The 19025-nt window shown below is 72.7% G+C and carries 14 protein-coding genes and 1 pseudogene; 11 read left to right on the plus strand and 4 right to left on the minus strand.

The window, feature by feature from the left end; all coding sequences use genetic code 11:
• Positions 1–13 precede the first annotated feature (13 nt).
• The 3 genes from IF29_RS0104295 to IF29_RS0104305 all read left to right on the plus strand — a co-directional run bounded on the left by IF29_RS0104295 (position 14) and on the right by IF29_RS0104305 (position 2837).
• Positions 14–733, plus strand: a complete 720-nt coding sequence (locus IF29_RS0104295) for a response regulator (protein ID WP_084713507.1) — start codon at positions 14–16, stop codon at positions 731–733.
• 123 nt (positions 734–856) lie between these two features.
• Positions 857–2209 carry a glycosyltransferase 87 family protein gene (locus IF29_RS0104300; RefSeq protein ID WP_051724870.1) on the plus strand — a complete coding sequence of 451 codons (1353 nt, stop codon included), beginning with the start codon at positions 857–859 and terminating at the stop codon, positions 2207–2209.
• A 133-nt stretch (positions 2210–2342) separates the two neighbouring features.
• Positions 2343–2837 carry a VOC family protein gene (locus IF29_RS0104305; protein WP_030249750.1) on the plus strand — a complete coding sequence of 165 codons (495 nt, stop codon included), beginning with the start codon at positions 2343–2345 and terminating at the stop codon, positions 2835–2837.
• A gap of 27 nt (positions 2838–2864) precedes the next feature.
• Here IF29_RS0104305 and IF29_RS0104310 read toward each other — a convergent pair whose 3' ends face one another.
• Positions 2865–4580 (minus strand): penicillin-binding transpeptidase domain-containing protein, encoded by a 1716-nt coding sequence (locus IF29_RS0104310; RefSeq protein WP_030249752.1) that lies wholly within the window; start codon positions 4578–4580, stop codon positions 2865–2867.
• 187 nt (positions 4581–4767) lie between these two features.
• Entirely contained in the window at positions 4768–6531 is a 1764-nt protein-coding gene (locus tag IF29_RS0104315; RefSeq protein WP_051724871.1) for a dolichyl-phosphate-mannose--protein mannosyltransferase, read from the minus strand.
• A 164-nt stretch (positions 6532–6695) separates the two neighbouring features.
• Between IF29_RS0104315 and rsmI the strand changes: the two genes are divergently transcribed.
• Positions 6696–7541, plus strand: a complete 846-nt coding sequence (gene rsmI / locus IF29_RS0104320) for a 16S rRNA (cytidine(1402)-2'-O)-methyltransferase (protein ID WP_030249758.1) — start codon at positions 6696–6698, stop codon at positions 7539–7541.
• A 293-nt stretch (positions 7542–7834) separates the two neighbouring features.
• The gene (locus IF29_RS0104325; protein WP_051724872.1) at positions 7835–8284 is read left to right on the plus strand and encodes a hypothetical protein; all 450 of its coding nucleotides are present in this window, start codon (positions 7835–7837) and stop codon (positions 8282–8284) included.
• A 55-nt stretch (positions 8285–8339) separates the two neighbouring features.
• Here IF29_RS0104325 and IF29_RS0104330 read toward each other — a convergent pair whose 3' ends face one another.
• Positions 8340–10616 carry a serine/threonine protein kinase gene (locus IF29_RS0104330; RefSeq protein WP_051724873.1) on the minus strand — a complete coding sequence of 759 codons (2277 nt, stop codon included), beginning with the start codon at positions 10614–10616 and terminating at the stop codon, positions 8340–8342.
• 459 nt (positions 10617–11075) lie between these two features.
• Here IF29_RS0104330 and metG point away from each other — a divergent pair, with 459 nt between their 5' ends.
• The 6 genes and pseudogenes from metG to IF29_RS0104360 all read left to right on the plus strand — a co-directional run bounded on the left by metG (position 11076) and on the right by IF29_RS0104360 (position 17973).
• Positions 11076–12830, plus strand: a complete 1755-nt coding sequence (metG, locus tag IF29_RS0104335; RefSeq protein WP_030249766.1) for a methionine--tRNA ligase — start codon at positions 11076–11078, stop codon at positions 12828–12830.
• Positions 12830–13720 (plus strand): TatD family hydrolase, encoded by an 891-nt coding sequence (locus IF29_RS0104340; protein ID WP_030249769.1) that lies wholly within the window; start codon positions 12830–12832, stop codon positions 13718–13720. The genes metG and IF29_RS0104340 overlap by 1 nt, the downstream gene beginning before the upstream one ends.
• Before the next feature lie 647 nt (positions 13721–14367).
• Positions 14368–14607 (plus strand): annotated as a pseudogene (locus IF29_RS0104345) (transglycosylase family protein); the annotation flags it as partial.
• A gap of 118 nt (positions 14608–14725) precedes the next feature.
• On the plus strand, positions 14726–15616 hold the full coding sequence (rsmA, locus tag IF29_RS0104350) for a 16S rRNA (adenine(1518)-N(6)/adenine(1519)-N(6))-dimethyltransferase RsmA (protein WP_051724899.1): 891 nt from the start codon (positions 14726–14728) through the stop codon (positions 15614–15616).
• A 4-nt stretch (positions 15617–15620) separates the two neighbouring features.
• Entirely contained in the window at positions 15621–16541 is a 921-nt protein-coding gene (locus tag IF29_RS0104355; protein ID WP_030249776.1) for a 4-(cytidine 5'-diphospho)-2-C-methyl-D-erythritol kinase, read from the plus strand.
• A 79-nt stretch (positions 16542–16620) separates the two neighbouring features.
• Positions 16621–17973, plus strand: coding sequence for an MFS transporter (locus IF29_RS0104360; protein WP_232242017.1), 1353 nt, complete (start codon positions 16621–16623; stop codon positions 17971–17973).
• Positions 17974–18015: 42 nt separating this feature from the next.
• Here the strand turns inward: IF29_RS0104360 and IF29_RS0104365 are convergent, their stop codons facing one another.
• The gene (locus IF29_RS0104365; RefSeq protein ID WP_030249781.1) at positions 18016–18933 is read right to left on the minus strand and encodes a hypothetical protein; all 918 of its coding nucleotides are present in this window, start codon (positions 18931–18933) and stop codon (positions 18016–18018) included.
• Positions 18934–19025 lie beyond the last annotated feature (92 nt).

The following is a 19025-nucleotide window of genomic DNA, read 5'->3' on the forward strand; positions in this document are numbered from 1 at the left end:
GGGGGAGCAGGCCATGGCGGACGCAGTGGAGGCCGCGGAATCAGCGGTCAAAGTGATCAGGGTGCTGCTGGTCGACGACCAGGAGATGGTCAGGGACGGGCTCGGTGCGCTGCTCTCCTCGGCCCCCGACATCGAACTGGTGGGCGAGGCCGGTGACGGCCTGCGCGCCGTCCAACTCGCCGCCGAGCTCAGCCCGGACGTGGTGGTGATGGACATCCGGATGCCCGGCATGGACGGCCTCGCCGCCACCGCCCGCATCGTCGGCCCACCCGGTCCCGACGCACCCGTCGCGGGCCCGCGCGTGCTCATCCTGACCACCTTCGACCTGGACGAGTACGTCTACGAGGCGCTCGCGCAGGGTGCCAGCGGCTTCCTGCTCAAGGACGCACCGGCCCGCGACCTGATCAACGCCGTCCGGGTGATCGCCGCGGGCGAGGCCCTGCTCGCACCCTCGGTCACCCGCCGGCTCATCGACGACGTCGCCCGGCGCCGCCGCTCCGGCAGCCTCCGTCCGGAGGCGATCGCCGCCCTGACCGCCCGTGAGCTCGACGTCCTGCGCCAGGTGGCCCGGGGGCTGTCCAACGGAGAGATCGCCGAGGAGATGTTCCTCAGCGAACAGACCATCAAGACCCATGTCGGCCGCATCCTCGCCAAGCTGGAACTCCGGGACCGCACCCAGGCCGTCGTCTTCGCGTACGAGAACGGCCTGGTGGGGGTGGTCGGCGAGGGCTGACCACCCCCAGAGGACGACACGCCTTCCACCCTGTGGGTTGACGACACCCGACCCCGGGTTCTCGTAGCGTCTTCACATGTGACGACGACTCACATGCCGCGTGTCCCACGCGGGCACGGGGAGATGCACGAGAAGCCATTCACGCAGCCGCACCACCCGCAACGGTGGAGCGGCTCCCGCCTGCCCTGGATACTCGGCTGGCTCGTCTGCGCCGTCTGGGCGGCCGTGTTCCCCTTCGCCTCCGCACTCGTTCCGCAGCGGGCCTGGGGCGCCATGGCCGCTGTCGGCTACCTGCTGGCCGCCGGCGCCGCCGCCTGGCTCCCGCGCCGCCGCGCCGCCACCGTCTCGACCGCGGTCGCCCTGCTGGGTGCCGTGGTCGTGCCGCTGATCGTGATGTCGGTCGAGTACTGGGCGCAGTCGGAGGTGCACGTCGTCCAGAACTCCGCCGTCCAACTGCTGCACACCGGCAGTCCGTACCTGCCGAAACCGGGTCAGACCTACGAGTACGACCCCTACTTCCCGGCAATGACCCTGTTCGGACTCCCCAGAGCGGTCCTGGGGAGCCATGGCTGGCTGCCGACCCTCCTCGGCGACGCCCGGATCTGGTTCCTCGCCGCGTTCCTCGGCTGCCTCGCCGCCTGCCACCGCCTGCTGCGCCCGGGCACCGACGCCGGGTCCGGGTCCGGGTCTGGTTCGAGAACCGGGTTCGGGTCCGGCTCCGGCTGGGTGGCCCTCGCCGCCGTCACCGCCTCACCGCTGGTCGCCGTGGTCGCTGTGACCGGCGGCGTCGACCTCCCACTCATCGGCTGCTGCTGCCTGGGCCTCGCCCTGGCCGGCCGCGGCCACGCCACCAGGGCCGGCCTGGTCCTCGCCCTGGCCTGCGCCGTGAAGTGGACGGCCTGGCCCGCGCTCCCGGTGGCCGCACTGCTGCTGCACCAGCTGTACGGACGCCGGGCCGCGCTGCGCTGCGCGGCGGTCGGCACCTCCGTCGCCGCCGCGCTGATCGTCCCGTCCGTGCTGATCACGCCCGGGGCCGTGCTGGAGCAGGTGGTCCGCTTCCCGCTGGGCATGTCGCGGATCAAGACCCCGGCCGGCAGCCCGCTCCCCGGCCACCTTTTGGCCGGCCTGGGCCCGATGGGCCGCGCGGCCTCCTTCGCCCTGCTCGCCCTCGGCTGCCTCGCCGTCGCCGCCTGGCTGCTCCGCCGCCCCCCGCGCAGCACCGTGCAGGCCGCGGACCGACTGGCCCTGGGCGTCGCCGTGGCCTTCCTGCTGGCCCCGGCGGGCCGCTTCGGCTACCTCCAACTCCCGCTGCTGCTGGTCCTCTGGCCCCGGCTGGCCGCGGGAACCTGGCCGGACCGCCCCAACTGGCCCGCCCTCCGCCTCGCCCGTGCCGCACCGATGCGCAAGCTCGACCTCCGGGTCCCGCTGCGCGCCGCCGCAGCAGCCATCGCCCTGCGACGCCGCAGCACGGGGTGACGCCCTCCGCTCCGCACCTGCAACGGCACGCCCTCCCGATCGATCGCACACTGCGTCCGGAATACTTTCCTGGGAAGATGTTGTTGTCCCGGTCGAAAGCCCGAACTCACGACCCCGCGAACGAGGAGCCCCCATGGCCGTCCGCCGACTCAACCACGCAGTGCTCTACATCCGCGACGTCAGTCGCTCCGTCGCCTTCTACACGGAGGTCTTCGGCTTCGAGGTCGCGGTGGAGATCCCCGGCCGGGCCGCCTTCCTCCGGGCGCCCGGCACGCTCAACGACCACGACCTCGGCCTCTTCGCCCTCGGCAGCCAGGCCGCCGGTCCGGTCCAGGGCCAGGTCGGGCTGTACCACCTGGCCTGGGAGGTCGGCACGCTCGGTGAGCTGGCCGAGATCGGCGCCGAGCTGCAGCGGCGCGGCTCGCTCGTCGGCGCCACCGACCACGGCGTGAGCAAGTCCTTCTACGCCAAGGACCCCGACGGGGTCGAGTTCGAGGTCATGTGGCGCGTCCCGCGCGAGGACTGGCCGACGGACGGCGGCGGCCTGGAGCGCCTCGACCTCGACGCCGCCCTGGCCCGCTGGGGCGCCGAACTCGCCACCGGCGCGGCGGCCGGCTCGGCGACCTGACCCCGGGTCGGGTACCCGGGGCTCGGGTCACTCGTCGGCCGTGAGCACCGCCTGCACCACGTATCCGGCCGAGTCGACGCCGGTGGTGCCACCCTGGACCAGCGACGCGACCGCGATCTCGCTGTTGTAGGCGGTGAACCAGCCGTTGGTGGTGGAGTTGGTCTCGGCGGTGCCGGTCTTGGCGCCGGTGGTGGACGAGAAGTCCTTCATCCGGGGGTAGGCGGTGCCGTCGCTGTCATGTGCGGCGGCCCGCATCAGCGTCTTGAGGTAGCCGTCGGTGCGCGAGGACATCGCCTGCGGTGCCGCGCTCTGCTGCTGTCCGGGCAGGATGACCGGCTGTTCGAAGCGGCCCTCGGCCACGGTCGCCGCCAGCGAGGCGATCACCAGCGGGCTCATGGTGATCTGTCCCTGGCCCATGAACTGGGCGCCCTGGTCGGGGCTGTTCGCCGGCGGGACCGGAACGCTCGGGTCCGTGGTCTGGACACCGCCGCCGATGCTCCAGCTGCCCAGGCCGAAGACCTGGACGGCCTCGTTGTGGAGCGCGGAGGCGTCGGAGGGAGTCACCAGCTGGTTGAAGCCGGCCTTGATGAAGGAGACGTTGCAGGAGATCGCGAACGCCTTCGTCAGGCTGGCGTTCGGATCGGTGTCCGAGGTGGTGTCGTTGTGGAAGGTCTGGCTGTACACGGTCGCGGTGGCGTCGCAGGGCGCCTTGCTGGACGGCGTCATCGACGTGTGGTCGAACAGCGCCGCCGCCGTCACGATCTTCATCGTGGACCCCGGCGCCAGCGCCGCGTTGATCGCGGTGTTGCCGTCCGATCCGGTCCCGGCGTAGGCGATGGCGCGGATCTGCCCGTTGCTGTGGTCGATGGCGTCGACGGCCGCGGGCATCCCCTTGAGCACGCTGCCGCGCACCGCCGCCTCCGCCGCGGCCTGCAGACGGGCGTCGATCGTGGTGGTGATGGACGCACCCTTGGGGGCGGTGAACACCTTCGCGGTGGCGACCGGGTCGTTGTTGGAGTCCACGATCTCGATGCCGCTGCCGCTCTCGGCCGCGCTGCTGCCGCTGCCGCCGCCGTGCTGGGCGATGGTGGCGATGATCTCCGTCAGTGACGGGTACTTGGCGCCGGTCAGCACCGTCTTCCCGTCGCGGGCCAGCACCCGCACACTGCCGGCGTCAGCGGTGACCGGTCCCGCCGCCAGCGACTCGGCCGCCTTGAGCTTCGGGTAGAGCACGCTCGGTGCCCAGTTCACCGAGGTGAGCCCGCCTGCGGACTGGACCACGTCCAGGGAGCTCGGGTAGCTCCAGGTGCCGCCCTTGACCTGGGCCGTGACCGTGAAGGTCACATGGGTCTCCAGGGCGGCGTCGCCGCTGGAGTTCCCGGTCGCGGGCAGCGCCGCGGTCGGGGCGGCCGCGGCCACGTCGCTGAAGGAGATCGCCGAGAGCTTCACCCCGGTCGCGTACGCCTGCAAGGCGTCCTGCGCGCCGCCGGGGTCGGTGGTCTGGCTGGCGGCGCCGGTGTAGTGGTCCGGGCCGCTCTTCCAGCTGTCGAGGAAGGACTGGGCGCGCTTCACCGCGTCCGCCTCGCTGGGCGCAGTCGTGGCCATCGCGGTCGAGGCGGTCTTCGGCGTGCTCCCGGAGCCCACGTTCGCGACGGCGTGGACCACGTTGTAGGCCCCGTAGCCGCCGGCGGCGAACAGCACCACGACGGTTCCTATGACCGCCGACTTGGCGCCCCTGTTCATGTTGCTCCCCCGACTGGATGCAAATACCACATCCACGACATTCGTCTACGGACTCTCACTGTTTCTCAACAGGATCGTACGTATGCGTCGCCACTCGTCGAGGTGGTTCCAGGGAGTAGAGAGGAAACTGTGACCAGACATCCGGTCGAAGCGGACATAGCGTGACCGCGACCGAGGCCGGACAGCGTCAGATCCAGGTCGTCCACCACATCCGGGCCTGCCACTGGGTGTAGGTGATGATCTGCGCGTCGTAGAGCGGCAGGAAGTACAGGAAGGTGGCCATGATCCCGACCACCAGTACGCCCGCGCCGATGCCCCCGGCCAGGCGGCGGTCCCTGGAGGCCGTCGCCCTGCCCAGCATCGCTCCGATCATCATCGCCAGTGCCAGGCACAGGTAGGGCTCGAAGTCGATGGAGTAGAAGAGGAAGATCGTCCGCTGCTGCCACTGGAACCAGGGCAGGTAACCGGCGGCGATGCCGCCGCAGATCGCCGCCGCCCGCCAGTCCCTGACGAAGATCCACCGGTACAGCGCGTACACCAGCGCGAAACAGGCCGCCCACCACAGCACCGGGGTGCCGATCGCCAGCACCTCGCTGGAGCACTGGGCGCCCCCGCACTGGGCCGGCTTGATGCTGCCGCTCTCGTAGTAGAACGACACCGGACGCCCGTTGACCAGCCAGCTCCACGGGTTGGACATGTAGGTGTGCGGGCTGGTCAGCGTGGTGTTGAAGTGCCAGATCTCGGAGTGGTAGTGCCACAGGCTGCGCAGCGGCGCCGGCACCCAGCTGAACGTTCCGCCACGGTGGTCCGCCCAGTGCCGGTCGTAGCCGCCGTAGGTGTTGCCGACGTGGGCGTTGCTGAACAGCCAGCCGCTCCAGGACGCCAGGTAGGTGAAGAAGGCGACCACGACCATGGACAGGAAGGCGGGCAGGGTGTCCCGGCGCAGCGCGGTCAGATAGGGGTGGCGGGCGCCCGCGGTCTTGCGCGCGGCGGCGTCCCAGAGCACCGACATCACCGCGAACAGGGCCAGGAAGTCCAGGCCGTTCCACTTGGTGGCGCAGCTCAGGCCCAGGCAGATCCCGGCCAGCAGCCGCAGCGGGCGCCAGCCGAGCCGGGCCGCGGTGGCCAGTTCGTGGCTGGGCGGGGCGTCCGGGTTGTCGGCGGTGGCGCCGACGGCGTCGGCGAGCCTGGCCCGGGTGCGGTCCCGGTCGATCAGCAGCAGTCCGAACGCGGCCAGGGCCCAGAACATCACGAAGAGGTCCAGCAGCCCGGTGCGGTTCATCACGAAGTGCATGCCGTCGACGCACATCAGCAGCCCGGCGATGCAGCCCAGCAGGGTGGAGCGGAACAGCCGCCGACCGATCCGGCAGATCATCAGCACGGCCAGGCTGCCGAACAGGGCGACCATGAAGCGCCAGCCGAACGGGTTCAGCCCGAAGATCATCTCGCCGATGCCCAGCACCCACTTGCCGGCCGGCGGGTGCGCGATGAACGCGGCCCCGGTCGGCGCCGGGATGTGCTGCGGGTTGGCCAGGATCGAGGCATTGGCCGAGTCCGGCCAGTTGACCTCGAACCCGTAGTGCCAGATCGCCCAGGAGTCCTTGGCGTAGTAGGTCTCGTCGAAGATGATCGCGTGCGGGTTGCCCAGGTTCACGAACGCCAGCAGGGCGCCGAACAGGGTCACCGCGAGCGGGCCGATCCAGCCCGACCAGCGGCAGAGCCACAGCCACAGCCCCGGGGGCAGCCGGATGCCGAAGCGCGCCAGCAGCGCGGAGGGCGCCCCGGTCGAGATCCCCGGTCCGTCCGGCATCGGCGGCACCAGGCGCTCGCGCAGCGGTCTGCGGTCCGGTTCGCGGTAGCCGAGCCGGGCGAGCCGCTGCTGCCAGGCGCTCAACGGCCGGGGCGGACGGCTGTGCGTGCTGTGCAGGCCGTTGACCGGGCTGGTATCCACTTCCCCGTCGTGCCAGGACGAGTCCTCGTCCCGCTCGCTGGTCAGAAGATCCGCCCCGTCGCCGTTCGGCGCTGCCCCTGTCGACCTGTCACCACTCACCCGTGCATCGTAGGGGCGAACCCTGTCAGTGGAACGGCGACCTCGCCAACTGCGAGTATGAAGGCGTGACAGGTCTACTCATTCTGGCTGGAACTCCCATCGGCGAGATCACCGACGCGCCGCCGAGGCTCGCCGAGGAGCTCGTCGCCGCAGACGTCGTCGCCGCCGAGGACACCCGGCGGATGTGGCGGCTGGCCAATGGGCTGGGGGTGACCCCCAAGGGCCGGGTGCTCTCCTACTTCGAGGGCAACGAGGTGGGCCGCACCCCCGAGCTGGTCGAGGCGCTGCTCGGCGGGGCCCGGGTGCTGCTGGTGACCGACGCCGGGATGCCCTCGGTCTCCGACCCCGGCTACCGCCTGGTCGCGGCCGCCGTGGAGCAGGGGATCCGGATCACCGCGGTGCCCGGCCCCTCCGCGGTGCTGACCGCGCTGGCGCTGTCCGGCCTGCCGGTGGACCGCTTCTGCTTCGAGGGCTTCCTGCCCCGCAAGGGCGGCGAGCGCGGCTCCCGGCTGCGCGACCTCGCCGCGGAGCCGCGGACCATGGTCTTCTTCGAGTCCCCGCACCGGATCGAGGACTCGCTGGTGCAGATGGCCGAGGCCTTCGGCGGCGAGCGCCCGGCCGCGGTCTGCCGGGAGCTGACCAAGACCTACGAGGAGGTGAAGCGCGGCCCGCTGGCCGAGTTGGCGGTCTGGGCCGCCGACGGGGTGCGCGGCGAGATCACCGTCGTGGTGCAGGGCGCGCCGCCGGCCGACCCGTCCGCGCTGGACCCGGCCGAGCTGGCCCGCAGGGTCACTGTGCGTGAGGAGGCGGGGGAGCGCCGCAAGGAGGCGATCGCGGCCGTCGCGGCGGAGACCGGGGTGCCCAAGCGCGAGGTGTTCGACGCGGTGGTGGCGGCCAAGAACAAGGGCTGAGCCGGACCCCGGTCCCCGGGAACGGCCCAGCGCCGCCGAAGCCGCCTCACAAGGAACTCGCAGGTACGGCGCTCGCGGCGTAACTTTGGCAAAAGAAAGCCAAGTAACACCCGTGATCGGGTAGCGGCCGTACCAAGAAGGCAAAACTCTCCCCCAAGAATTCATCCCGATCGAATCCGGGAGATCCGGAGGGGTAATTCTTGGAGGGAGAAAGACCCCAAGCGGGCGAACGCCCGCCGGGCACCGGGCGTTACGGGGGCTCGGGGGTCGCTCCCCGAAAAGTTGGAGTCGTCATGAGCGAATTCGTCGCAGACCCCGCACCCAGCACCACCCTCCGCAAGGCCCGCAGCGCCGACGACATCGGTCCGGTCACCCACGAGGCCTACGCCTTCGCCTGCATGAACTGCGGGTTCGGCTGGGAGCAGGCCTACGAGATCGGCCACCAGGTGGACCGCGAGGGCCTGATGCACGCCCGCTACCGGGCCAACGGCGTTCCCGTCCCCTCGCCGTTGACCAAGCCGTCCTGCCCCGGGTGCGGCGGCGAGCACGTGCGCATCATGCGGGCCGGACGAGTCACGCAGACCATCGCCCACTGGCACGCCCCCGCGCCCGAGCGCCCGAGCGCCCGCGAGGAGGAGGCCCACCCGGAGCCGCCGGCCCCGCCCGCCCGGCAGCGCCGCCGGCTGCACCTCCCCTTCCACTTCCGGCTGCGCCGCGAGCACCACACCACCCCGGAGGCCTAGGACCGGCCGGGTCGGCCGCGCCGTCGGCCCGCCGCTGTCAGCCCGCCGTCGGCGGTCAGCTCGCCGTCGGCGTGGCCGACGGCGCCGCTGACCCGGAGACCCGGACCTGACCGCCGCCGCCCTGGGCCGAGGTCGACCCCGAGTAGGAGGACGTGGCACTCGCCGCCGGTGACGAGGAGGCCGACGCGGACGCCGAGGAGGAGGCGGAGGACGACGAGCCGCAGCCGTCCTGCTGGACCTTGAGCGTGATCTGCCGGCCCGGCGGGTAGGCGCTCGCCGAACCGGGCTGCGGCGACTGGCCCACCACATAGCCGGCCGTGGCGCCCGAGACGCAGGTGTATTCCACGCCGACGTGGGAGAAGCCGCCGAGGTCGCTCTGCGCGGTCGAGAGCAGCTTTCCCACCTCGTCGGTGTAGGCGACGCAGTCGGTCTCGTAGGCGGTCAGCGTCACCTGTGCGTCGGTGGCGGACCGGCTCCCGGCCTTCGGCGTCTGCGCGTAGACCCCGGAACCGCTGCTGGAGCAGTGGTAGCTCACCGAGATCGCGGAGGCGCCGAACCCGGCGTTCTCCAACTGCTGCTTGGCGTAGTCCACCGGCTGACCGAGCACCGAGGGCACGGTCACATAGGACCCGCCGTCGCTGCCGGTCGAGCTGCTGCTGCCGCTGCTCGCGGAGGCGGAGCTGGAGGAGCCGGCGGAGTCGGAGGAACTCGGGTAGGCCGAGGAACTGCTGGACGACTGGCCGCCGCCGGAGACCGTCGAGTCGTTGCCCGAGTTGCCGGTGTTGCCGCCGGTCTCGGCGATCACCACCCCGACCGCGGTGGCGATCAGGGCCGCAGCTCCGGCCAGCGCGATCAGCCATCTGCGCTTCCGCCCGGCGGCACCCGCAGACCCGGCCGGACCGATCTCCGTGGTGGCCCCCGAGGATCCCGAGGCCCCGGCGGCGGCAGCCATGCCCAGGCCGACCGTGCCCGCGCCGGCCGCGCCCGGGCCGGTGACGTTCGGGCCCCTGCCGGCCGGCGGGGGAGTGGGCCTGCCCTCCGCGGCGAAGCCGGCCGGGGCCGGTCCGAACCCGGCCGGAGCCGGGCCGAAGCCGGGCGGCGGCGTCGCCGGCGGCGTTGACCCGGTTTGCCCGGCCGGCTGCTGCGGCACCGTCGCGGCGGTCCCGCCCGGGGTGCTCGCCCCGCCCGGGGTGCCTGCTGCGGCCGGGGTGGCGCCGGCACCCGGCGGGCCGACCCGAGACCCGGCGCCGCCGGCAGCCCCGGTGCCGCTCGCCGGTGTCACCCGTTCCGTCCCGGGATGGTCCTCGGCCTCGGCCGCCGCACCTGCCGCCGCCCCCACGGCGAGCCCCGCGGCCCCCGCTCCTGCCGCGGCCGCGATCCCCGGGCCGCTCGCGGGCCGCTTCCCCGTCGCGTCGGTGTTCCCGCCCAGGGACCGGAGCCTGCTGGGCAGGTCCGCCTCCACCCGGGCGATCATTCCGGTCAGCTCGGCCGGGAGCCAGGTCTGCGTCGGGTCGTGCCCGGCGTCGGCCGGCTCGCTGGCCTCCAGCCGGTCCAGCAGCCCGTCCGGCGAGGGCCGCGCCGCGGCCTCCTTGGCCAGACAGGCGCCGATCAGGCCGCGCACCTCCTCGGGCACGCCCTCCAGCCGCGGTTCGCTGTGCACCACCCGGTAGAGCAGCGCCGGTGTCGCGCCCTCCCCGAAGGGTCCGGCGCCGGTCGCCGCGAAGGCCAGCACCGCGCCCAGCGAGAACACGTCCGTGGCCGGGGTCACCGCGGACCCCTCGATCTGCTCCGGCGACATGAAGCCGGGCGAGCCGACGACCATGCCGGTCCGGGTCAGCTCGGTGGCCTCGGCCGCCCGGGAGATGCCGAAGTCGATCACCCGCGGCCCGTCTGCGGCCAGCAGCACGTTCGACGGCTTGAGGTCGCGGTGCACCACCCCGGCGGCGTGGATGGCCGCCAGCGCCTCGGCGAGCCCCGCCGCCAGCGCCCGCACCGATTCCAGCGGCAGCGGTCCGTGCTCGCGCACGGCCGTGCTCAGCGAGGGGCCCGGTACGTACTCGGTGGCCAGCCAGGGCGTCGCCGCCTGCGGATCGGCGTCCAGCACCGCCACCGTGAAGGCCCCGCCGACCGCCCTGGCCGAGGCCACCTCCCGGGCGAACCGGGCCCGGAAGTCCGGGTCGTCCGCCAGTTCCGGCCGGATCACCTTGAGCGCGACCCGGCGCCCACCCCGTGACCTGGCCAGGTACACCCGTCCCATGCCGCCCGCGCCCAGTCGCGCCAGCAGTCGGTAGCCGCCCAGCTGCGGCGGGTCGTCCGATTCAAGTGCCTGCACTGTTCCCCCTCAGCGCTGCCTTCCAAGGATTGAGCCCCCTAGGAGGGTGCTGCAGGTCCAGGCCGGGCTCGCGTCGTCCTGGCACTCCGCTGGCCGCGTTGTCGTCGGTCGCCAACCAACCACGGTTGGCTCCCTCCTCCGCCTTGCCATCGAAGCACCAGGACGCCGCTCCCTGATCCGGCCTAGACCTGCAGCACCCTCCTAGCCCCCTCCAGGGAACACTGCCCATGACTGCTTGCCTAGACCCTTCGGCAACCGTTCGGTCACAGAAAGTAATCAGTCAGGGGCGATGTGCACCCTTCGATAGGATGACGTCTCCGGGCGGTGTCGGGTTCAGCGGTTCCGGGGCGGACTTCCGCCCCCGTCGGGCTCGTCACGTCCCGCACGCCCTGCTCGTCCTGCCCGTCCCGCCCCGTGCGGCACCCACCCCGGCGCCGCTGAAGAAGGAGCATCCCAGAGATGACCCGCCAGTTGATCACCAGCGCGCTTCCCTACATCAACGGGATCAAGCACCTGGGCAACATGGTCGGATCCATGCTCCCGGCGGACGTGTACGCGCGTTACCTGCGCCAGCGCGGCCACGAGGTGCTGTACATCTGCGCCACCGACGAGCACGGCACCCCGGCCGAGCTGGCCGCCAAGGAGGCCGGGCTGCCGGTCGACGCCTTCTGCGCGGAGCAGCACGAGGCGCAGAAGGCGATCTACCAGGGCTTCGGCCTCTCGTTCGACTACTTCGGCCGCAGCTCCTCGCCGCAGAACCGCGAGCTGACCCAGACCATCGCGCGCCAGCTGCACGCCAACGGCTTCATCGAGGAGCGGGCGATCCGCCAGGTGTACTCCAACGCCGACGGCCGCTTCCTGCCGGACCGCTACATCGTCGGCACCTGCCCGCACTGCGGCTACGACAAGGCCCGCGGCGACCAGTGCGAGAACTGCACCCGGGTGCTGGACCCCACCGACCTGATCGACCCGCGCTCGGCGATCAGCGGCAGCAGCGACCTGGAGGTGCGCGAGACCAAGCACCTGTTCCTGCTGCAGTCCAAGCTGGCCGGCGAGGTCGAGGCCTGGGTGGACGAGCACGGCAGGGACTGGCCGGTGCTGTCCTCCTCGATCGCCCGCAAGTGGCTGACCGAGGGCCTGCACGACCGTGCCATCACCCGCGACCTGGACTGGGGCGTCCCGGTCCCGGCCGACACCTGGCCCGAACTGGCGGCCGAGGGCAAGGTCTTCTACGTCTGGTTCGACGCCCCGATCGAGTACATCGGCGCGACCCGGGAGTGGGCCGACGCGGCCTCCGAGGGCGAGCAGCGGGACTGGAAGTCCTGGTGGTACCAGGCCGACGCGACGGTCAACTACACCCAGTTCATGGGCAAGGACAACGTCCCCTTCCACGCCGTGATGTTCCCCGCCACGCTGCTGGGCACCCGCGACGCCTGGAAGAAGGTCGACTACCTCAAGTCCTTCAACTGGCTGAACTACTACGGCGGCAAGTTCTCCACCAGCCAGAAGCGCGGGGTGTTCAGCGACGCCGCGCTGGAGCTGCTGCCGGCCGACTACTGGCGCTACTTCATGATGGCCAACGCCCCCGAGTCGGACGACACCAACTTCACCTGGGAGCTGTTCTCCGCCACGGTGAACAAGGACCTGGCCGACGTCCTGGGCAACTTCGTCAACCGGGTGCTGTCCTTCTCCCGCAAGCGCTTCGGCGACGAGGTGCCGGCCGGGCGCGCTGCGGGCGAGGCCGAGCAGCAGCTGGGCGAGCAGATCGCCGACCTGCTGACCGAGTACCAGACCCAGATGGACGCGCTGCAGTTCCGCAAGGCCGCGCAGGCGCTGCGGGCGCTGTGGAGCGCCGGCAACTCCTACCTGGAGACCAAGGCGCCCTGGCTGGAGGCCAAGACCGACCTGGACGGCGCCGCGCTGACGCTGCGCACCGCGATGAACCTGATCCACCTGTACTCGGTGGTCTCCGAGCCGTTCATCCCGGCCAGCAGCGCCGCGATGCGGGCCGCGTTCGCCCTGCCGGACGACACCCGCAGCTGGGTCTCCGCCGACGAGGCCAGGGCGCTGGCGCTGGTCCCGGCCGGGACGCCGTTCACCGTCCCGCCGGTGCTCTTCGCGAAGATCACCGAGGAGGACCTGGACGCCTACCGCACCCGGTTCGGCGCCGAGCCGGAGGCCCCGGCGACCGCAGGACCGGAGGCCGCGGCCTGATGGCTTCGGCGTCGAAGAAGTCCCAGGCCGACCGCAAGGTCCCGCCGCCGCTCCCCGAGCCGCTGCGGGTCGGGGTCGCCGACTCGCACACCCACCTGGACATGCAGGACGGCACCCCCGAGGAGGGGCTGGCCCGGGCCGCCTCGGTCGGGGTCACCACCGTGGTCCAGGTGGGCTGCGACCTGCCCGGCTCGCGCTGGGCGGCGGAGCTGGCGGGGCGTCATGACCGGGTCCACGCAACGGTCTCGCTGCACCCCAACGAGGCGCCGCGGATCGTCCTCGGCGACCCCGACGGCTGGTCCGGGCAGCGCCGCGGACCGGGCGGCATGAAGGCCCTGGACGAGGCGCTGGACGAGATCGACGCCCTTGCCGCGCTGCCGCAGGTGCGCGGGGTGGGTGAGACCGGCCTGGACTACTTCCGCACCGGCCCGGAGGGCGTCGAGGTGCAGCAGGAGTCGTTCCGACGGCATGTCGCGCTGGCCAAGAAGCACGGCAAGGCCCTGGTCATCCACGACCGGGACGCCCACGAGGACGTGCTGCGCATCCTGGCGGAGGAGGGCGCCCCGGAGCGCACCGTCTTCCACTGCTACTCGGGCGACGCGGAGATGGCCAAGGTCTGCGCCGAGGCCGGCTACTACCTGTCCTTCGCCGGACCGGTCACCTTCCCGGCCAACCACCACCTGCGCGAGGCGCTGGCGGTGGCCCCGTTGGACCGGATCCTGGTGGAGACCGACGCCCCCTTCCTCACCCCGGCCCCGTACCGGGGACGCCCCAACGCGCCGTACCTGATCCCGATCACGCTCCGCGCGATGGCCGCCGTCCGCGGCCTGGACGAGGACGCCATGGCCACTGCCGTCGCCGCCAACACCGCACGCGCCTTCGATTACTGACGGTCCGGCGGTGACCGCTCCGCCCGTCGGTCGTTGAGCTTTCAGCAAGTGCAGTGATGCGCGGCGAATGCCCTGTCGGTCGGCGTGAGGATTCGGATACTCCAATCCTTCGGGGGGCGACCCCCCGTGCCCCCACGTGGGTCGTGGTGGCCGATGCCGCTCGGTGACCGCTTCGCCGCCCGATCGTTGAGCTTTCAGCAAGTGCCCTGTCGGTCGGCGTGAGGATTCGAGTGAACGGTTCTGCGGAGCAGGTGCGGCGGAAGCTGCCCAAGGCGTTGGCGCTGGCCCTGCTGGTGGGCGGCACCGGTGCGTTCGTGAACCAGCAGCACCAGGCGCATCTGACCGCCGACGGCGCGCCCCAGCGCGTTGCGCTGGACGCGGACCCCACCTCGGAGACCGAGCAGGCCGGTGACCACCTGCTGCCCTCCCCGCCGGCCGCACTCACCATGCTCACCCCGGACGTGCCGTCGGCCCCGCTGGCCCGGTCCATGCCGGTCCCGGTCCGGGCCGGGGCCGACCGGTCCTCCCGCTCGGAGGAGCCGGCCCGCCCGCCGCTGCGCCACTACCGCTCGACCAGCGACTACTTCCGGCACCACCGCACCCGGTCGGCCGACAGCGCCCCCTCCCCGAGCACCTACCACGGCACCGGTGAGCTCAACTGGTCCGCCCTGGCCCGCTGCGAGGCCGGCGGCAACCCGCACGCGGTGGACCCCAGCGGGCGCTACGGCGGGCTGTACCAGTTCGACAGCACGACCTGGCACCACCTCGGCGGCCACGGCCGCCCGCAGGACGCCCCGGCCGGCGAGCAGACCGCCCGGGCCCGCCAGCTCTACCACCAGCGCGGCAGCTCACCGTGGCCCACCTGCGGGCACCGCGCCGGCGGCTAGTCTTGACCCCGTGAGCAGCAGCCCCGGAACACCCCCCACCCCCACGCCCGCCTCCGAGCCCGCCGACGTCCTCGGCGGCGCCCCCGCGGAGCCGGGCCCGCTCCTCGGCGCCGCCGACATCCGCGGCCTGGCTGCGGCCCTCGGCGTCCGGCCGACCAAGCAGCGGGGGCAGAACTTCGTCATCGACGCCAACACGGTGCGCCGGATCGTCCGCGCCGCCGGGGTCGGGCCGAAGGACGTGGTGGTGGAGGTCGGCCCGGGCCTGGGCTCGCTCACCCTGGGCCTGCTGGAGGTCGCCGACCGGGTCACCGCCGTGGAGATCGACCCGCTGCTGGCCCAGCACCTGCCCACCACCGTCGCCGCCCGGATGCCGGACCGCGCCGATCGGTTCGAGCTGGTCCACGACGACGCCATGTCCGTCGCCGAGCTCCCGGGCCCGCCACCGACCGCGCTGGTCGCCAACCTCCCCTACAACGTCGCCGTCCCGGTGCTGCTGCACATGCTGGAGACCTTCCCCTCGATCGAGCGCACCCTGGTGATGGTGCAGTCCGAGGTCGCCGACCGGCTCGCCGCCGCCCCCGGCAACAAGGTCTACGGGGTGCCCTCGGTCAAGGCCAACTGGTACGCCGAGGTGAAGCGCGCCGGGGCGATCGGCCGCAATGTGTTCTGGCCGGCGCCGAACGTGGACTCCGGCCTGGTCTCGCTGGTCCGCCGCGACCCCCCGGAGACCACGGCCACCCGCGAGGAGGTCTTCGCCGTGGTGGACGCGGCCTTCGCCCAGCGCCGCAAGACGCTGCGCGCCGCCCTGGCCGGCTGGGCCGGCTCGGCCGCCGCCGCGGAGCAGGCGCTGACCGCCGCGGGTATCGACTTCCGGCTGCGCGGCGAGACCCTGACGGTGGAGCAGTTCGCCCGGATCGCCGAGGCCAGGCCGGCCCCGGGCGGTGCCGCCGCGGACCGTGCCGCCGAGGACCGCGCCGCCGAGGACGACACCGACGGTGCGGCAGAATAGGCGCGTGTCCTCAACGATCACCGTCCGGGTCCCGGCCAAGGTCAACGTCCAGCTCGCCGTCGGCGGCCGTCGTGCCGACGGCTTCCACGGCCTGGCCTCCGTCTTCTTCGCGGTGGGCCTCTACGACGAGGTGACGGTCACCCCCGCGGACCGGCTCACCGTCTCCGTCGCCGGGCCGGACGCCGCCGCGGTGCCCGCCGACCGCAGCAACCTGGCCGCCCGCGCGGCCGTGCTGCTCGGCGCCCGCTACGGGATCACCCCCCAGGTGCACCTGCACATCGACAAGGGCATCCCGGTCGCCGGCGGCATGGCCGGCGGCAGCGCCGACGCCGCCGCCGCGCTGGTGGGCTGTGACGCCCTGTGGGGGACCGGCGCGGACCCGGCCGTGCTGGCCGAGCTCGCCGCGGAGCTGGGCAGCGACGTCCCGTTCGGCCTGCTCGGCGGCGTCGCCCTGGGGGAGGGGCGGGGCGAGGTGCTCAGCCCGGTTCCCACCGGCGGCAGCTTCCACTGGGTCTTCGCGGTCGCCGACGGCGGACTCTCCACCCCGGCCGTCTACGGCGAGTGCGACCGGCTGCGCGACCTGGACGGCGGCTCCGCCGACACCGACCTGCCGGTCCCGGCCGCGGACCCGGTGCTGCTCGAAGCCCTCCGCACCGGCGACGCCACCGCCCTGGGCGCCGCCCTCAGCAACGACCTCCAGCCCGCGGCCCTCTCGCTGCGCCCGGCCCTCGCGGCCACCCTCCGGGCCGGCGCCGACGCGGGGGCGATCGGCACCCTGGTCTCCGGCTCCGGCCCCACCTGCGCGTTCCTCGCCAAGGACGCCGCCTCCGCCGCCGCCCTCGCCACCACCCTCACCGCCTCCGGCACCTGCCGCACCGCCCTCCCGGCCGCAGGGCCGGTCCCGGGTGCAACCGTGTTGGACTGAGCGACGGGGCGGGGCGGACAGTCGCAATCACCCTCCCGTGTGATCGCGGCGGATGGTCACACTCCGTCACTATGGCGACATGTCAGGAACTCAGCCGCTTCGTCAGCCCATCGCCGACGCCGAGCCCGGGCGCCCGATGCGCCCGGCCCGCCCGGTGCGCCCGGCCCGGATCGCCGCCGCCGTGCTGGTCGGGACCACCATCGAGTTCTACGACTTCTTCATCTACGGCACCGCCGCCGCCCTGGTCTTCGGCCGGACCTTCTTCCCGGCGCTGACCCCGGTCAACGGGCTGCTGGCGGCCTTCTCCGTGTACGCGGTCGGCTTCCTCGGCCGTCCCACCGGCGCCGCCGTGTTCGGGCAGTTGGGCGACCGGGTGGGACGCAGGCGGGTGCTGGTCGTCTCGCTGCTGCTGATGGGCCTGTCGACCACGGCCGTCGGGCTGCTGCCCGGCTACGCACAGTGGGGTGTCTGGTCCCCGGTCGCCCTCACCGTGCTGCGGTTCCTCCAGGGGGTGGGCCTCGGCGGCGAGTTCGGCGGCGCGGCGCTGCTGGCGGTCGAGCACGCGGGGGAGGGGCGGCGCGGACGGCTGGCCGGATTCGTCCAGCTCGGGCCCTCGGTCGGGTTCGCCCTGGCCACGGGCCTGTTCTGGCTGCTCTCGGTGCTGCTGCCGGAGGACCGGTTCCAGGCCTGGGGATGGCGGCTGCCGTTCGTCGCGTCCATCGCCCTGGTCGGCTTCGGCCTGCTGGTGCGGCTGGGAGTGGAGGAGACGCCGGCCTTCCTGGCGGACGTCCGGACGCGGGCGACGGCCACCCCGCTGCGGGAGTTGTCGCAGCGTCACCTCCGCCCGCTGCTGCTCGGCGCGGGCACGGTGATGGCCGGCTCCGTCCTCTTCTACACCGCCACCACCTGGTGCCTGGCCCGCGCCACCACCGACCTGCACCTGCCCCGGACCCGGATGCTGGGCCTGCTGCTGATCGCCAACGTCTTCCTGGCCGCCGCGACCTACGCTTCCGCCAGGCTCTCCGACCGCTGGGGCCGCCGCCGGACGATCCTGGTCGGCACGGTGGCCGGGCTGCTCTGGTCACCCCTGCTGGTCCCGCTGCTGGACACCGCCCGCACCCCGCTGATGCTCGCTGGACTCACCGGCGCCCTGATCGCCCTGGGCATCTGCCTCGGCCCGGTCCCGGCACTGCTGTCCGAGCTCTTCCCCACCGCGGTCCGCTGCTCCGGCGCGTCCCTCTCCTACAACCTCGGCGGGCTGGTCGGCGGCGCCGTCGCCCCGCTCGTCGCCACCCGCCTCGCCGCCGCCTTCGGCGCCCCGGCGGTCGGTGCCTACCTCGCCGCCACCTGCGCCGTCTCCGCCCTCTGCACCGCAACCCTGCCCGAAACCCGGGACCGATCCCTCACCGAGGCGAGTCCGGAACCGGCCTGAGCGCCGCTACCGTCGGGCCACTGGCCGAGGAACTCATGACCGTCACAGCCGACCAGAGTGCTCGTCGCCGTCGCTGAACACGTCGTCCTCGGTGGTCGCCGTGAGTGAGCGGCGGAACCACTGGTGGAGCAGGTCGAATTCGCTGCAGTCGGCGATGCGCCGACGTCCACGGTCCGACACCTTGATGCCCCGCAGGGTGAGGACCTCGAAGATGGCTGCGGCCTGTGCCTCGGCGCGGCCCTCTTCACGGCCCTGTTCACGGCCCTCTTCGCGGATGCGTTGGGAGGTCTGGGAGCGGAAGAAGTCGAGGTCCACGGTCATCAGGTCCCTCCAGAGGTCGGCGGCGGGGGCGGTGCCCAGACCCAGTTCGGTGAGTTCGGCGAAGATCTGGGCGGTGTCCTCGTCGATCGTCTTCAGAGCGGTGGCGAGTGCCTTCAGTATGGCAGCGGCGTTCGGATCCCTACCATGTGTGATCACCGAGAACGTCGCCAGGGGGATGTCGGCGGCGGCCACTGCCGGGTCGGTGATCGCCGGCACATTGTGCGGCCCCAGGACGAGGGGACGTACGGTCAAGGTCTCCCAGCCGGCCACCCCGATGATCACCGGCTCGGCCGCCCACCGGGCGGTGGCCCGGTCCTGGCAGGTGACCAGGAGCACTGGGGCGAGGCGGTACTTGGCGTACAGGTGGGCCAGGTAGTAGGCCCAGTTCCCCGGCTTGTCCGGATCCCTCTTGCCCTGGGCCTCCACGGCCAGCAGGTAGCTGACACCGGACGCCGTGTCGATCTGCAGCAGGCTGTCGACCCGCCGTTCCAGCGGTTGGATCTCGGTGAGGTCGGTGGGCAGGAGCGAGACCGCGATCGGCTCCGGGAACGGGATACCGAGCGCAGCGAAGGTTCGGGCGAAGATCCCCGGATCCTCCTGGAAGATCCGGTGCATCGCCTCGTGCGAGGAGCTGACCATGAGTCGGACGCTAGGGCGGCTCCGGCGTACCCGTCCTGCATATGCCCAGACCTCACCCGAACGGGTGGACGCGCGCTTCCGACTAGGCTGGA

The sequence above is a fragment of the Streptacidiphilus jeojiense genome (assembly GCF_000719095.1).
GTDB classification, from domain to species: Bacteria; Actinomycetota; Actinomycetes; order Streptomycetales; family Streptomycetaceae; genus Streptacidiphilus; species Streptacidiphilus jeojiensis.

What these genes read in the sequence shown, in the direction of transcription:
- IF29_RS0104295 (WP_084713507.1), top strand. Translation starts at nt 14, where the DNA reads ATGGCGGACGCAGTGGAGGCCGCGGAATCAGCGGTCAAAGTGATCAGG.
- IF29_RS0104300 (WP_051724870.1), top strand. Translation starts at nt 857, where the DNA reads ATGCACGAGAAGCCATTCACGCAGCCGCACCACCCGCAACGGTGGAGC.
- IF29_RS0104305 (WP_030249750.1), top strand. Translation starts at nt 2,343, where the DNA reads ATGGCCGTCCGCCGACTCAACCACGCAGTGCTCTACATCCGCGACGTC.
- IF29_RS0104310 (WP_030249752.1), bottom strand. Translation starts at nt 4,580, where the DNA reads ATGAACAGGGGCGCCAAGTCGGCGGTCATAGGAACCGTCGTGGTGCTG.
- IF29_RS0104325 (WP_051724872.1), top strand. Translation starts at nt 7,835, where the DNA reads ATGAGCGAATTCGTCGCAGACCCCGCACCCAGCACCACCCTCCGCAAG.
- metG (WP_030249766.1), top strand. Translation starts at nt 11,076, where the DNA reads ATGACCCGCCAGTTGATCACCAGCGCGCTTCCCTACATCAACGGGATC.
- IF29_RS0104340 (WP_030249769.1), top strand. Translation starts at nt 12,830, where the DNA reads ATGGCTTCGGCGTCGAAGAAGTCCCAGGCCGACCGCAAGGTCCCGCCG.
- IF29_RS0104360 (WP_232242017.1), top strand. Translation starts at nt 16,621, where the DNA reads ATGTCAGGAACTCAGCCGCTTCGTCAGCCCATCGCCGACGCCGAGCCC.
- IF29_RS0104365 (WP_030249781.1), bottom strand. Translation starts at nt 18,933, where the DNA reads ATGGTCAGCTCCTCGCACGAGGCGATGCACCGGATCTTCCAGGAGGAT.